Source organism: Tissierella praeacuta (genome assembly GCF_040396155.1).
GTDB classification, from domain to species: Bacteria; Bacillota; Clostridia; order Tissierellales; family Tissierellaceae; genus Tissierella; species Tissierella praeacuta_A.
Genome location: NZ_JBEBOY010000011.1, coordinates 51479 through 65483, shown reverse-complemented (window position 1 = coordinate 65483; position 14005 = coordinate 51479). Strand labels below are relative to the sequence as shown.

Below are 14005 nucleotides of genomic sequence, written 5' to 3'. Positions count from 1 at the left end.
ATTTATTTATTATTATTTTTATATAAATATGTAACCTATTTTAAAATAAAGAGAGTAGAATTTGATCAAATTCTACTCTCTTTATTTTAATTATTTAATAAATTCGACTATAATACTAAGATTAAAAGATGGAATTATTTTATTTTTCATATACAAATTCCCCATCTATCATGGTCTTTTCAACCTTAATATCCTTAATTTGTAATTTATCTATTGTAAATATGTCTTTATCTAACACAATTAAATCAGCCATATAATTTGGTTTTAGTCTTCCCTTAATATCCTCTTTAAATTCATTATAAGCACTACTTAGTGTATATGCATCAATAGCGTTTTCAACTTCCATCTTTTCATTAGGGTAAAATCCACCTATTGGTTTTTCATCTATTCCTAATCTTGTTACTGCGCAGTAAATATTAGGAAATGGATTACAATCTTCTACTGGAGAATCTGTTCCAAAACTTATTGGAGTTCCTAATTTATATAAGGTATTAAAAGCATAAGAAGTACTTGATAATTCTTTTCCAACACGTGATTCTACAATTTTAATATCATAATCTAAGAAAATAGGTTGGAACATAACAGGGATATTTAATTTAGCAATTCTATCTAATTGTTCTTTACTTGTAATCTGACAATGGACAATCCCATGGCGAATGGAACTTTTGCCATCTTCCATAGTTTTTTCATAGGCATTAATAACACTTTCTATAGCTCCATCACCAATTGCATGAGTCACTACAGTAATTCCATTTTCTGTTGCTAAATTACATAAATTTTCAAGTTGCTCATCACTTAATGCGGCTACACCTTTAGTACCAGGTGCATCTTTATAATCCTTTAACATCAAAGCAGTTCTTGCCCCTAAAGAGCCATCTTTAAATAACTTTAATGAACCCTTTGATAAGAACTTTTCATCATATTGTCCTACCTTATGTTCAGTTTCAAGATAGGCCTTAAAGTCGTTTATATCTTGAAAATTAAACTGATGTCTATATCTCAACTTTAATTTTTTGTTATCATAAATACTATGAATTATATTAAACATGCCTTTAAATTCTTTACCTGAAACATCACAGGATTGAACAGAGGTTATTCCGACACTTAAAGCATATTCTGCGGCTTTTAAAATTTCTTTCTCTATATCTTTATCATCTTTTTCTGGAACAACCGATTGAATTATACTAACTGCGTTTTCGTTGAATACACCATTTGGTTTCCCCTCATCTCCAAGTTCAATTGTTCCACCATCTACAACCATATTTTCATCTATATTTAAAATTTCCAGAGCCTTAGTATTTCCTACTGAAACATGCCCACATACTCTATCAAATACAATTGGAATTTCTGTAGATATTTTATCTAAATCAAATCGATTTAATATACGCTTTTCACCAGAAGTAAAATAATCCTGATTCCATCCTCTGCCAGTTAAAACCTTTAGCCCTTTATTTTTATTTATAAAATCTTTACTTAATCTAATAACATCATCAATTGATTTAGCAGGTACTAGATTACATGAGGACATAGCATCGCCTATCCATGAAAGATGAAGATGGCTATCATTAAGTCCTGGTAAAACTGTTTTTCCCTGAAGGTCTATTATATTGTCAGCATTGTTTTTTAGAATTTCTTCATTCTTTCCAACTTGTTGAATAATACCATTTTCAATAAAAATTGCTTCCTGAAAATTATTTTTTTCAACATAAATTTTGCCATTCTTTAAAATCGTTTTCAAAAGATCATCTCCTTATATTTTTTAAGCAGCTTTATTCTTTCTATCAAAATAGAAGTAAAATAATATACCCACAGCTGGAACTCCCAAGCCAATAATTGATGTTTGAGGATCCTCAATAAATGTATTTATCATTAACCCTACAAATATAAGAGTTGTCAAAATCACAGTAATAGGATATCCAATTACCTTATAAGGTCTTTCTACATTAGGAAATTTTTTCCTATATATCCTAACTGCATATACACCTAATGTATTGAACATCATTCCCGAGAATACAACTAAAGAAGTTAATTGATTTAAATTTCTAAGTAGTACCAATATCACTGATATTATACATTGAACTATTAAAGGAGCATAAGGTACTTTATATACAGGATGTAATCTTTTAAAGCTTTTAAAAAAATGGCCTTGTTCACTCATGGCATAATACATTCTCGGAAAGGCTAAAATACAACCATTTAAAGATCCAAACATAGCAATTACCATTCCTATTACAACTAAGGTACTGCCAGTACTTCCCATTAATTTCTCTGCTGCATAAGTTCCCAAATAATATTCATTATCAACTATTAGACTTTCAATTTCAGTAAATGGTATAACCTTATATATAGAATAGTTAAATAATGTATAAAGTGCTGTTATGGAAACGATAGAAATAATAATAGCAAGAGGTAAATTTCTCTTAGGATTTTTTACTTCTTCAGCTACAGTATTTAAATTAGTCCACCCTTCATATGCCCATAAACTTGCTACTACAGCAAATGCCACCATACTAATAATTGAGCCAAAGTTTACATCTACTGTTTTAGAAACTAAGCTTAAATCTGGTGATACTTTTCCAAATAAAAGTCCTAAAATCATTATGATTCCAATTGGAATTAATTTCGCAATCATAGATAAATTTTGTAATCTAGTTCCAAATTTAACGCCAAAGTAGTTGACTATGGTCAATCCTAGAATTAAAACTATGGCAAAAACTTTAATTGTCCAATCCCCCATAGGTATAATACCGGTTAAAGCACTGGGTAGAGCAATTGCTAAAGCAGCAATAGAACCAGGTCCACCAATTAACCAACTGTTAAATCCACTTAAAAAACCAACCATAGGAGAGTAAGCCTCGCTTAAATATACTGTTAATCCTCCGGCACGAGGATCTGAAGCCCCTAATTCAGCATAACATATGCCACCTAATAAAGAAACCACACCCCCAATAATCCAACTTAACAAAGCTAATCCAAGACTCATTCCAGTCCTCATTAATACATAGGAACCTAAATAAAAAATTCCTGACCCTATCATTATGCCACCTAGAATACTAACCCCACCAAACAAACTAATTTCTTTTTTAAAACCAGTGTCATCTATTTGGGTCACTTCATTTGAGTTATCAGTCATATATTTATCCTCCTTTTATTTAAAATCAAAAAATAAAAAAACACCTAACAGGCTTGTCAGGTGCTTATATGCATATAGCAAAGCTAAAGACATTCCTCTCCTTTCTTGCTCAATGTGAGATAGCACAACATCAAAGTATCGAGCAAATACGATGATGACAGTCCTGTATTTATTAGATACAGACCCAGTATCAGATTTTGGTATCTGATACTTCGGCGATAACTCCTTTCCCTATATGTCTTAGGCTTCCGGCCTCAATATAGTTACTATTAGTAATCGCGCCTCTACCTCACCCTTAAGGATGAGGATTTTTATAAATTTTTAACTTCCATCATGATAACATGATATCAATATATTGTCAACTTTTGTCAACTTCATATGATTTAAGCTTCTGTTAAAATCAAATCTAAAGGGATATCATTTAATATATCTATAGTATTATAAATAGAAACCTATTATACCAGATAGGATACCAGTCATAGCGCCAACAATCACATCTCTAGGAAAATGTACACCACCTAATACTCGTATTATTGCTAATATAATACCTATAACCATTAAAGCAATTCCTGTTGGAATTGAAATATAGTATAAAGTCATAGCAATTACAAAGATAGAAAACACATGACGACTTGGAAAAGATTTTCCCTTAGTAGTTTTATTGATGATTGGAACAATATCCAGCACTTCATAGGGACGAGGAAAATTAGTATAATTTCGAAATGCACTAACTAATACAAAAGAAACACCTGGTGTAAGTAAAACTCTCCAGAACCTTACATCACGATTAAATACCAGTATCAAAAGAAAAATAGGATATATGCAATATACCGATATAGTAATTATCTTGTCCATCGTCTTAATCATTTGTAATCCATATGGATGACTACACAATGGTCTTGTAATTTTTTCATATGTTTTTTCATTCATAGTTATCACCTTATTTTTTAATATTCTATCTATTATAGCATGGGAACCTTTCTGATGGCAAATTCTCTTGAGTAAAAGCTATAGTTCTTTAATAGATATAATCATAAATAGAATTTATAATAATAAATACTAAATCAAAGCTAAAGAAAAATCCTTTAGCTTTGATTTATATATTGTTTATCTACTTTCTAATATTAGCCTTTCTCATTAAAAAATACCCTATAGTATAACAGATGATAATTATAAGAAATTCTAAAATAAATATGGTGGAATTACCAAACTGTGATATCAACCATGAATATAACTCCGAAATCCCTGTTATTGGTCTTGTAATGAAATTAATAGACATTTGTAAAACAATAAAAATTAAAGCAAAACCTATCCAAAATTTATATCCAAACCTATAATGCAAGACTCCCAATAAATTAGTAACTGAAACTAAAGCCAGAAAAATTATAAATGAAACTAAAAATATAGATAATATATTATTTGTTGATGTATTAAACAATCCAAATTCAACCATAGGATTATGTCCTAAAGATTCAATAATATGTTTATCAACTATTTGTAAGATACATTGAATAGCTGCAAAACTCGATGTTACTATAATATTATCAACTATAACTGATTTATAGAAATCTTTTCTTGTAATTCCAAAGCTAAGGGCTAATGCAAAATCTTCATGATACATACTAATTCCATATACTATGAAGAATATAAATATAGGCATTAGATTTGCACCGGCAATAGAATATAGATCATCGTTGCCATTAAATAATCCTATTTTTACTTTCGGATTAAAATAAATGGATAATATATAGGTTAATATATTAATTGTTAGTATAACACTCCAAAATCCTAATATTGATTTTTTAGATCCATATTTCTGAAATCTGAAAGCTCTTTTAGCTGAATTCATTTTAATAATCTCCTTTCATAATATTTTCAGTAAGATATATAAATAGCTTTTGAAGCGGTATATTACTTATTTCAATATTATTATCCTTTATATATTTAATTTCTTTCTCTGTTAAATTACCATATATACCTACTATTTTAGTAGAGCCAAATTCTTCCTTATGAATTACCTTCTTATCTTTTATAATTAAATTAATTAAATCCTCACGTCCTGATAAGAAATATGATCTTTCTTTAAGAGCATTTACTTCATCCTTTAGTGTAATTCTTTCACCATTGAGAATAATTACTTCTTCAAATAGATTAGCTACCTCATCTATTAAATGGGTGGATACTATTATTGTCCGAGGATTTTTTTCATAATCTTCAAGAATTAGATTATAGAATTTATATCTCATTGCTGCATCAAGTCCCAAAGTCGGTTCATCAAACATAGTGAACTTGGATCTCGAGGCAAGACCTATGATTAATCCTACAATAGTTTGGTTTCCAGTTGATAATTTTAACAATTTCTTCTTAGTATTCAAATTAAACTCTTTCACTAAGTAATTTTTATACTCCTCGTCCCAATTTTTATATATAATCTTTGCTAGATCCAATATATCTTTTACTTTTCTTTCTTTAACTGAATTTGGAAAATCCTTTATCAAACAAATATTTTCCATTGCCTGTGAGTTTTCAAAAACTTCTCTATTATCCAGTTTAATTTCTCCAGTATCTCTTAATATTTGTCCCGATATTAAACTTAATAATGTGGTTTTCCCTGCTCCGTTTCTCCCCAACAATCCATAGATTTTATTCTCCTCAATATTTAAATTAATATCTGTTAATACTTTCTTTTTTCCATATGATTTACTCAAGTTTTTTATTTCAAGCATCCTATTCTCCTCCCTTGAATCCATTAAAATTTTCAACAAATTTTATGATTTCCTCTGTAGATATCTCTAGCCTATTGGCTTCTATCATTATTTCAGGTAATATTTCTTTGAAAAATGAAGACTGTCTCTTTTTAATTATTTGCTTTCTTGCTCCTTCTGCTACAAACATACCAATCCCTCTCTTCTTATAAAGAATACCTTCTTCTACCAAAATGTTTAGTCCCTTTCCAGCTGTTGCAGGATTTATCTGATAAACTTTTGCGAATTGATTTGTAGAAGGTGCTTGTTCCTCTTCCTTTAAGTTTTCTAAGAGGATATCATTTTCTATTATTTCTGCTATTTGCACATATATTGATTTATCTGACCTTAAATCTAACAAATTACCACCTCCACTAGTTGACTGGTTAGTTAGTTATGTAATTAAGTATATTGCCATTTATGTTTTTTGTCAATATATTTTTTAAATAACTCTAAAATAAAAATGAACAAAGAGTCACTAATAATAAAACACTCCCCATAGCATTATCTAAATTACTATGGGGAGTATTCTATATGAATATAAATTTAACTACTTTAAATATTTCAAAACAAGCTTAAAACAAATTAATGATCTGATTTCAGACCTGCTCCACACATTGTAATTAAGCAATCTGAAGTCTTTCCATATATATCACAATATTTAAGATAAGCCGCATAATTAGCTGCTGTAGTATGTTCACAATAAATGCCCTTTGCAGCTAATTTTTCTCTTGCTTCTAAAATTCGGTCTTCTGGAGCAGTAATAAGTTTAACATCATGCTTATAAATATACTCCAATATTTCTTTTCCACGCATAGGAACACCTATTGCAATACCTTCAGCTAATGTCTTTCTCGGTGTAATTTTTGCTAGAACTTTTTCCCCATTTGCAGCCGATACTACAAAAGGATCACAGTATTCACTCTGTAGTGCTATAATTTGGGGCATCTTAGAAATAACACCACTTTCTAATAATTCCTCAAGACCTTTGATTATACCAATAAACAATGTACCATTTCCGAGTGGAACAACCAAAAATTCAGGAATTCTATGTAACTGTTCATATACCTCATAGATATAAGTCTTTGTGCCTTCATAGAAGAAAGGATTATATACATGATTTGCGTAATACTTACCTTCTTCCTCTACTTTTGCCCGACAAACATCAGCACAATGGTCTCGAGTTCCCTGCACCACATTAACTTTTGAACCATGGGCTTTAATCATATCAATTTTTTTAGAAGAAGTACCTTCTGGCACAAAAATCTCACATTGAATTCCGCATTTACCACAGTAAGCAGCTACACTATTACCTGCATTCCCACTACTATCCTGTACAACTGAATCAACACCAATTGACTTACAATGAGAGATTAGCACTGCAGCACCTCTGTCTTTAAATGAAAGTGTTGGCATATAATAATCCATTTTTAGAAGAACATCTTCATCAAATTCAACTATTGGTGTCATTCCTTCTCCAAGAGTAACATCTCTCCATGTATCTCCTTCAAGAGCCATAAATGCTCTATAACGAAATAAACTCCATGTATCTTTTTCTATCAATGATTCATCAAACTTAGGTGGATGAAAATCTAATTTCCATAAGCCGCCACAATCACATTTAGCTTTCCTTGTATTAGTATCTACCATCTGACCACATTCAGAACAAATAAATTTCATCCTTTATTAACCTCCAATATTATTTCAATAAGATATTCAAAATTTAATGCAATAAAAGAAACTACAATTTATACTTGTATGTACTTTAGTAACTAATATGGATTTCACATTACACGATAGAGTAATTTTCTACATATCATGTAATTTTATACATTATATAAAAATTTATATATCATGTCAAATAGAAATATAGCTTTATATCTCCTTAAAATAATGAATTTTGGGTTAGATTAAACCTTCTCATTAAAAATCTAAATCCAATTTTTGTAGATTAATTTGGTTTCCTATTAAATCTTGAACCTTCCAAAATAAAGGGACAGGTTTTCCATTCCATTATTTTAGAATAAAAACCTGTCCCTTCATTTCAATTATTCCATATTTCATCTGCTACTACAGCCCATTTTTTAGCTGCATCTTCACATTTTGCACATAAATGATGAACATCTTCTGGATTTTGTAAATCTGTAGATATTGCTTTAGATTTATCTACCATCTCAGCTAATTTATAAGGATTATCCAATAATGGGCATGGTCTTAAATGATTATTATTGAATGGTTGATTGTCATGATACTGCATAAATAAAGGAGATTTATATGCTTCAAGTAAAGTCTTATCATATATACTTGAATCAGAGTAATGAATAAATGCACATGGTTCAATATCTCCATTTGCATTAATATGCAAATAATTTCGTCCTCCTGCAATACACCCTTCTACATATTCACCATCATTCCAAAAATCCATTGTAAATATTGGCTTCGTACTTCTAAACTTTCTAATTTGATTATACATATATTTTCTTTGATCCGCTGTTACCATCAATTCAACTACTGCATCTTTTCCAACTGGCATATAAGTGAAGAACCAAGCAAATTTAGCTCCTTTATCTATCATTGCATCAAAATATTCTTCACTGCCTATAACATCTGAATTTTTACTAGTATAGCAACAAGATATCCCAAATGGTAGTTTCTTCTCCTTTAGAATTTCCATGGCTCTAATAACTCTTTGGTATGTACCATCTCCCCTGCGATAGTCCGTTTCTTCCTCAAAGCCTTCTATACTTATGGCTGGAACAAAGTTTTTAACCCTCAACATATCATCTGCAAATTCTTCATCTATGAGAGTTCCATTAGTAAATGCAAGAAATACGCAATCATTATGTTTGTTACAAAGTTTAATAATATCCTCTTTGCGAACTAGTGGCTCACCTCCAGAATATATAAACATATATGTTCCCATATCCTTAGCTTGATTTATAATATTATCTAAAGTTTCATAACTCATATTTAACTTATTTCCATACTCTGCAGCCCAACAGCCAGTACAATGTAAATTACAAGCAGAAGTTGGATCCATTAATATTGCCCAAGGAACATTACAATTATGCTCCTGTCTTATGGCTTCTTTTCTACTAGCTCCTAATAGATTAGCGTTAATTATAAAATTCTCAAATAGTTTTTTTCGGACATCATCATCAACATCAGTCCAAAGACTCTTCACTAGTCTATACCAATTTCCATCCTTATTTTCTATTGCATCTTTAACAACATTGAATTGGCTACTAATATAGCCTTCTTTGTCGAATTTTTCAACCCAGTTCATTACCTTTGGAATATTATTATCAGGATCATTATCTAAATAGTTTAGTACTAATTTTAAACCATAAGACTGTACATTTTCCTTTAGAGTCTTATCTCTCATTTTATGTCCGTTACTGAAAACTTTTAAAACTTTGTAAATAGCTTATTAAAGTTTATATTTCATCCTTTATTCATAGTATCCATTTCTGAATAAATCCTACTTATATACTTTAACCTTTTAAGCTGATTTTCTAGTTTTATAATATTTCTTGTTTTCTTGTAACGGTATTCACCCCCTTCTATTTTAGTTTTATTCATCTCATATTTCCTAGATATTTTTCTTTATCATATTTTTTATCTTTTTCATTAGATAATTTGCCTTAAGAATCATAAGAATCTTTTATGATTTGTTTAAAGTATTATTGAATTCCTATTAACCTATTTAAGAACAGCTTATATTTAATTCTAGCTACTTCTGCTAATTCAAATAATTTAACTTTCTCTTTATTATTGGGCTTAAGCCGAATTTTAATACCTTTAATCATATTTATCCTATCTCTTTAATCCCCTTTTTAGCTTTGTGGCTATTTATCTTAAAGTTTATAACTAAAGATAATTATTATTTACATCATGTCCTAAACACAAAAAAACAATAAAATAGATTTTATAAAGTATTATTACATATTATTATAAAGCTTTAATTTTAGAATTTCTTTGGACAAAAATATTATCTGTCCTAAATTTAGACATATCTATAAATTGGGGTATTTTAGGACAGATATCACTTTTGTCCCTGTACAAAACTTCCTTAAAAGCTTATATTTATAATAAACTTATTTAAAAGGAAGTGAATTCTGATGAATGAAAAATTATCTAGAATTCTGCTGGAAATTGCAATTGATAGAGGGTTAGTAGAAATAGAATCAAAGTCTAAACGTAGTATTAGAAATTTAATAGATCTTGGAGATCATTTTGCCAAAGGAAAATCTCAAAAGAATTTTTATAATATTGCACAAAAAGTATTAGCAAATGAAAATAGCCCTTATTATGAACTTATTTTTCATACAGTTAAAAATGTAGATCATAATATACTTAAAACCTTCGGAATAAATATTGGGTTCAACAGTTGGACATATGGTGCGAAAAGAATACGTCAATATGAAACGGAAAAAGATTGCAATGTTCCTTGGACTATAGTCTTTGATTTTACAAAATCTGTAGAGGATAAATTAAGTTCATCAAAACTCTTTAATATAATCAAAGAAGGAAAAGATATTGGTATATATACCTATTTTTTCTTTCTAGATGATAATAAAGATAAACTTAGAGAGTTAATAGAACTCTTTAGGCTAAATCAAAACTGTGCTTTTATCTTATTTGTAAATTCTAATATTTTAGAAGAAGAATCTATTTCAAAATTAAAGAATATAGGAAATTCTATAATCTCTATCAATATGAAAGGTGGAAACTCTGATTTTAATTCTAAGATAGACTTTCTAAAGAAAAACAAAATCCTATTTGGAGTTCATATGATCTACTATGATAATGATACTAAGACGATTCTAAAAGATGATTGGATTAATGACGTAATTAGCTTAAATTGTACTTTTGCATTTTTAATCCCTGCTTTTGAATGCAATAATAAAAATGTAGATTTAATATCAAAATATATAAAAGATACAAAAACAAATCAAAAATATCCAATATTTATAATTGATTTCTTTAAAGACATTGCTCATGTAAATAAGATTATTTCTACAGAATCATATCTTATAAAAATCCTTAATAATGATACTGTTATTTTGTCTTATGATAAAAATATAGAAAGCTTTAACATAAACAATATAAATTTCAGTGAAATCTTTTCTAAAATAATAAAAAAGGTAAATCCTCTATAGCTTACCTTTTTTATGCCTCTATTTCTTTAGTTATTTTTACAGCAACTCCTGTAGCTGCATTTTTCATTAATCTTACAAACTCTTTAGGAGGAATCTTAGCCCCTTCAAGTAACCACCTAGTTATGGCTGTTCTCATTGCATCTGTAAAAAATGTTATGTAAAATTCCTTATCATCATCTTCCTCAAATATATTTTCAAATTCTATGACCATAATAGGAGACAAAACCTCTCCAAAATAATCATAAAAAGAATTTTGCCCCTTTACTTCTAAAGCATTACAATAAAATGTTTTATTATTATAAAAAAACTCACAAATACTCTCTAGAATAGTCCATTCAGAGTCAAATTCATTTTCTTCAAGATTAGCTACAAATTCTGTATAATATATCCAATTGACCAAATAATATTTATCCTTAAAATGATAATAAAAGCTCTTTCGATTCATATTGCAACGTTCTACGATATCTTTAATGCTAATCTTCAATAAGGGCTTCTCATTCATTAGTTCCTTCATAGAAGCTGCCAAAGCTTTTTTAGTTATAGATGACTCAGCCACAGATATCACCTTCTTATATGGATAAAAATATCTAAAGCATATCTTTTGCTTTTATCCTATCAAAATATTTGTGTATTTGCAATATTTAGTTCCATCCCTTACTTTTAACTAACAAATAATACATTAGATTCACTCATATATTATTTATATATATTGATTATCAAAATCATCATATATTAAACTTTCATACATATCTATCTGTATTCTTATATATCCGTCCTATATATTTAATTTCTTCCTTATATAATAATCATATACAATATTACTCATATATATGTTTATTTAATAATACTTACAATTATACAAAAAGACGACCAAATGGTCGTCTTATAAAAAGAATACTTCTTACTGATATACAAATTCTGCTCCTCTTTCTTCTAATACTGTCAAAGAGGTGACATTAAGATAGAAATCTTGAAAATCATCTTCTTCAATAATTTCTGGTGTACCAATAACTTCTATCCAAGCATTATCTTCTGGATATTCACCATTATAATTAAGTAAAAACCCTCCCCATCCATCATTGCCACAGCATCCTGGACCATTCCTATATACCATATGCCCCTTTTTAGATTCATCAAAATCAAATGTGGAATATATACCTTCTACTTTTATTGTTTTTCCTTTATAATCATCTAAATTATAATAGATATCGTTTATCTGAGTCAAAAACATCTTTTCTTTTATCTCTATTATTTCAACATCTTTATTTTCCAATTCCTCATTCTTTGTATTTCCATCAGGTTTAGAATTATTATTTATGTCTTTATCTTCATAGGTAAAATCATCTGAATTTTGTTCTGATATTAAATGTTCTTCTTCCTCACATCCTGTAAATAAAGAAAGACATATTAAGAAAACTACAAACATATATTTTCTCATATCCTACGCCCCCTTTTTACAAATCCTATTAATGAATAGACTAAAAACATTATAATGTTTACTACTACAACACTAGCACCTGTAGGAGTAGCATACATATAGGAAATTACTATTCCGGCCAAAAAACATATAACTGATAATATCGCTGAACTAACAATAACCATTTTGAATCTTTTACAAACTCGCATAGATGTTAAAGCAGGAAATATGATTAAACTTGAGATCAACATAGCTCCCATGATCCTCATTCCGAGTACAATTGTGATTGCTGTAAGAAAGGCAATTATCATATTATATCTTTTAGAATTTGTTCCTGTTGCCATTGCAAATGTTTCATCAAAGGTAACTGCAAAAATTCTATTATATAGCACTATAAATAGAATCAATACAATGACTGAAAGCACAATACTAATTCTAATATCTATCTTGTTCATAGCAAGAATACTTCCAAACATATAGTTACATACATCTGTATTCATTCCTGTCGTCATGGATATCAAAATAACTCCTATTGCCAATGAACTTGTTGAAATTAATGCTATAGCAGCATCGCCTTTAATACTACTATTTTCACTAATTCTAAGAAGTAAAAAAGCAGCTATAACTACAACTGGTATTGAAACACTAAGAGGTGCAGCATTCATAGCAGTAGCTACTGCCAATGCTCCAAACCCAACATGGGATAAACCATCACCTATCATAGAATACCTTTTCAGTACTAAGCTTACACCTAATAAGGACGAGCAGAGAGCAACTAAGGTGCCAACGCATACTGCCCTTACTAAAAATGGGTAGGAGAACATTTCAATTAATATATTAACCATTCTGCCTACCTCCTAAAAAAACATTTCCAATTTCACTTTTCATATAGTCTCGTGTTTTTCCATAAAATAACTGTTCATTTTTTAAATGTAGAATATGGCTTGCATACTGTACAGCACTTCCTATATCATGAGAAACCATTATTATTGTAATATTCATGTCTTCATTGATTTGTTTTATTAGACTATATAGTTCTTGTGTAACTAATGGGTCTAAACCTGCAACAGGCTCATCCAATAACAAAAGCTTTTTTGTAGAGCATAAGGCTCTAGCCAGCAGCACTCGTTGCTGCTGACCTCCTGAAAGCTCTCGATAACAGCTATTTTTTATATTATTAAGTCCGAGCCTTGTAATATTTTTATTCGCAATTAATTTTTCTTTCTTTCCATAAAAAGGTCGTAATCCAAGGTTATTTAAACAACCAGATAAAACAACCTCATAAACACTTGCAGGAAAGTCCTTCTGTATTATAGACTGCTGTGGAAGATAACCTATTTCATTAAATTTTAGTCCATCACCTGTTAATATCTCTCCTTTTTCTTGAGCCTTTAGACGTAATAGACCTTTGATAAGAGTACTCTTTCCAGATCCATTCTCTCCAACAATACAAAGATAATTCCCCATTTCAACATGAAAATTAAGATTATTAATAACAATTTTTCCTTCATAAGCAAAAGAGACATCTCTACAAATAATTAAACTCATA

At 29.3% G+C, this 14005-nt stretch carries 14 protein-coding genes and 1 riboswitch; of the genes, 1 reads left to right on the top strand and 13 read right to left on the bottom strand.

Features of this window, described 5'->3' with window-relative positions:
- Nucleotides 1–139: 139 nt before the first annotated feature.
- The 9 genes from ABWP20_RS07650 to ABWP20_RS07610 form a co-directional block, all read right to left on the bottom strand.
- A complete protein-coding gene (locus ABWP20_RS07650; RefSeq protein ID WP_353095198.1) occupies nt 140–1738 on the bottom strand; it encodes an amidohydrolase in 1599 nt (532 codons plus the stop codon).
- A 21-nt stretch (nt 1739–1759) separates the two neighbouring features.
- A complete protein-coding gene (locus ABWP20_RS07645; protein ID WP_353095197.1) occupies nt 1760–3133 on the bottom strand; it encodes an APC family permease in 1374 nt (457 codons plus the stop codon).
- Between the two features lie 112 nt (nt 3134–3245).
- A riboswitch (Lysine riboswitch) is annotated at nt 3246–3428 on the bottom strand.
- 143 nt (nt 3429–3571) lie between these two features.
- Complete coding sequence (locus ABWP20_RS07640) at nt 3572–4063, bottom strand: phosphatase PAP2 family protein (protein ID WP_353095196.1); 492 nt, start codon at nt 4061–4063, stop codon at nt 3572–3574.
- A 181-nt stretch (nt 4064–4244) separates the two neighbouring features.
- Nucleotides 4245–4982: a hypothetical protein gene (locus tag ABWP20_RS07635; protein WP_353095195.1), complete on the bottom strand. Its 738-nt coding sequence runs from the start codon at nt 4980–4982 to the stop codon at nt 4245–4247.
- A 1-nt stretch (nt 4983) separates the two neighbouring features.
- Nucleotides 4984–5859, bottom strand: coding sequence for an ATP-binding cassette domain-containing protein (locus ABWP20_RS07630; protein ID WP_353095194.1), 876 nt, complete (start codon nt 5857–5859; stop codon nt 4984–4986).
- Nucleotide 5860: 1 nt separating this feature from the next.
- On the bottom strand, nt 5861–6238 hold the full coding sequence (locus ABWP20_RS07625) for a GntR family transcriptional regulator (protein WP_353095193.1): 378 nt from the start codon (nt 6236–6238) through the stop codon (nt 5861–5863).
- 224 nt (nt 6239–6462) lie between these two features.
- Complete coding sequence (locus ABWP20_RS07620) at nt 6463–7557, bottom strand: threonine synthase (RefSeq protein ID WP_353095192.1); 1095 nt, start codon at nt 7555–7557, stop codon at nt 6463–6465.
- A 364-nt stretch (nt 7558–7921) separates the two neighbouring features.
- Entirely contained in the window at nt 7922–9262 is a 1341-nt protein-coding gene (locus tag ABWP20_RS07615; RefSeq protein WP_353095191.1) for a radical SAM/SPASM domain-containing protein, read from the bottom strand.
- Between the two features lie 298 nt (nt 9263–9560).
- Complete coding sequence (locus ABWP20_RS07610) at nt 9561–9686, bottom strand: helix-turn-helix domain-containing protein (protein ID WP_353095190.1); 126 nt, start codon at nt 9684–9686, stop codon at nt 9561–9563.
- A gap of 312 nt (nt 9687–9998) precedes the next feature.
- On the opposite strand from ABWP20_RS07610, the gene ABWP20_RS07605 reads away from it, so the two are divergent.
- Nucleotides 9999–11039 (top strand): hypothetical protein, encoded by a 1041-nt coding sequence (locus ABWP20_RS07605; protein WP_353095189.1) that lies wholly within the window; start codon nt 9999–10001, stop codon nt 11037–11039.
- Nucleotides 11040–11049: 10 nt separating this feature from the next.
- Here ABWP20_RS07605 and ABWP20_RS07600 read toward each other — a convergent pair whose 3' ends face one another.
- From ABWP20_RS07600 to ABWP20_RS07585, 4 genes are all read right to left on the bottom strand, one after another.
- Nucleotides 11050–11595, bottom strand: a complete 546-nt coding sequence (locus ABWP20_RS07600) for a TetR/AcrR family transcriptional regulator C-terminal domain-containing protein (protein WP_353095188.1) — start codon at nt 11593–11595, stop codon at nt 11050–11052.
- A 345-nt stretch (nt 11596–11940) separates the two neighbouring features.
- Nucleotides 11941–12477, bottom strand: coding sequence for a TIGR03943 family putative permease subunit (locus ABWP20_RS07595; RefSeq protein WP_353095187.1), 537 nt, complete (start codon nt 12475–12477; stop codon nt 11941–11943).
- Nucleotides 12474–13301 (bottom strand): metal ABC transporter permease, encoded by an 828-nt coding sequence (locus tag ABWP20_RS07590; protein ID WP_353095186.1) that lies wholly within the window; start codon nt 13299–13301, stop codon nt 12474–12476. Before ABWP20_RS07590 ends, ABWP20_RS07595 begins: the two co-directional genes overlap by 4 nt.
- Nucleotides 13294–14004: a metal ABC transporter ATP-binding protein gene (locus ABWP20_RS07585; protein WP_353095185.1), complete on the bottom strand. Its 711-nt coding sequence runs from the start codon at nt 14002–14004 to the stop codon at nt 13294–13296. The genes ABWP20_RS07590 and ABWP20_RS07585 overlap by 8 nt, the downstream gene beginning before the upstream one ends.
- Nucleotide 14005: the final 1 nt, after the last annotated feature.

Excerpts from the sequence above, each read along its gene's own strand:
- ABWP20_RS07645 (WP_353095197.1), bottom strand. The coding sequence starts at position 3,133 with ATGACTGATAACTCAAATGAAGTGACCCAAATAGATGACACTGGTTTT.
- ABWP20_RS07640 (WP_353095196.1), bottom strand. The coding sequence starts at position 4,063 with ATGAATGAAAAAACATATGAAAAAATTACAAGACCATTGTGTAGTCAT.
- ABWP20_RS07635 (WP_353095195.1), bottom strand. The coding sequence starts at position 4,982 with ATGAATTCAGCTAAAAGAGCTTTCAGATTTCAGAAATATGGATCTAAA.
- ABWP20_RS07630 (WP_353095194.1), bottom strand. The coding sequence starts at position 5,859 with ATGCTTGAAATAAAAAACTTGAGTAAATCATATGGAAAAAAGAAAGTA.
- ABWP20_RS07620 (WP_353095192.1), bottom strand. The coding sequence starts at position 7,557 with ATGAAATTTATTTGTTCTGAATGTGGTCAGATGGTAGATACTAATACA.
- ABWP20_RS07615 (WP_353095191.1), bottom strand. The coding sequence starts at position 9,262 with ATGAGAGATAAGACTCTAAAGGAAAATGTACAGTCTTATGGTTTAAAA.
- ABWP20_RS07610 (WP_353095190.1), bottom strand. The coding sequence starts at position 9,686 with ATGATTAAAGGTATTAAAATTCGGCTTAAGCCCAATAATAAAGAGAAA.
- ABWP20_RS07605 (WP_353095189.1), top strand. The coding sequence starts at position 9,999 with ATGAATGAAAAATTATCTAGAATTCTGCTGGAAATTGCAATTGATAGA.
- ABWP20_RS07595 (WP_353095187.1), bottom strand. The coding sequence starts at position 12,477 with ATGAGAAAATATATGTTTGTAGTTTTCTTAATATGTCTTTCTTTATTT.
- ABWP20_RS07590 (WP_353095186.1), bottom strand. The coding sequence starts at position 13,301 with ATGGTTAATATATTAATTGAAATGTTCTCCTACCCATTTTTAGTAAGG.
- ABWP20_RS07585 (WP_353095185.1), bottom strand. The coding sequence starts at position 14,004 with ATGAGTTTAATTATTTGTAGAGATGTCTCTTTTGCTTATGAAGGAAAA.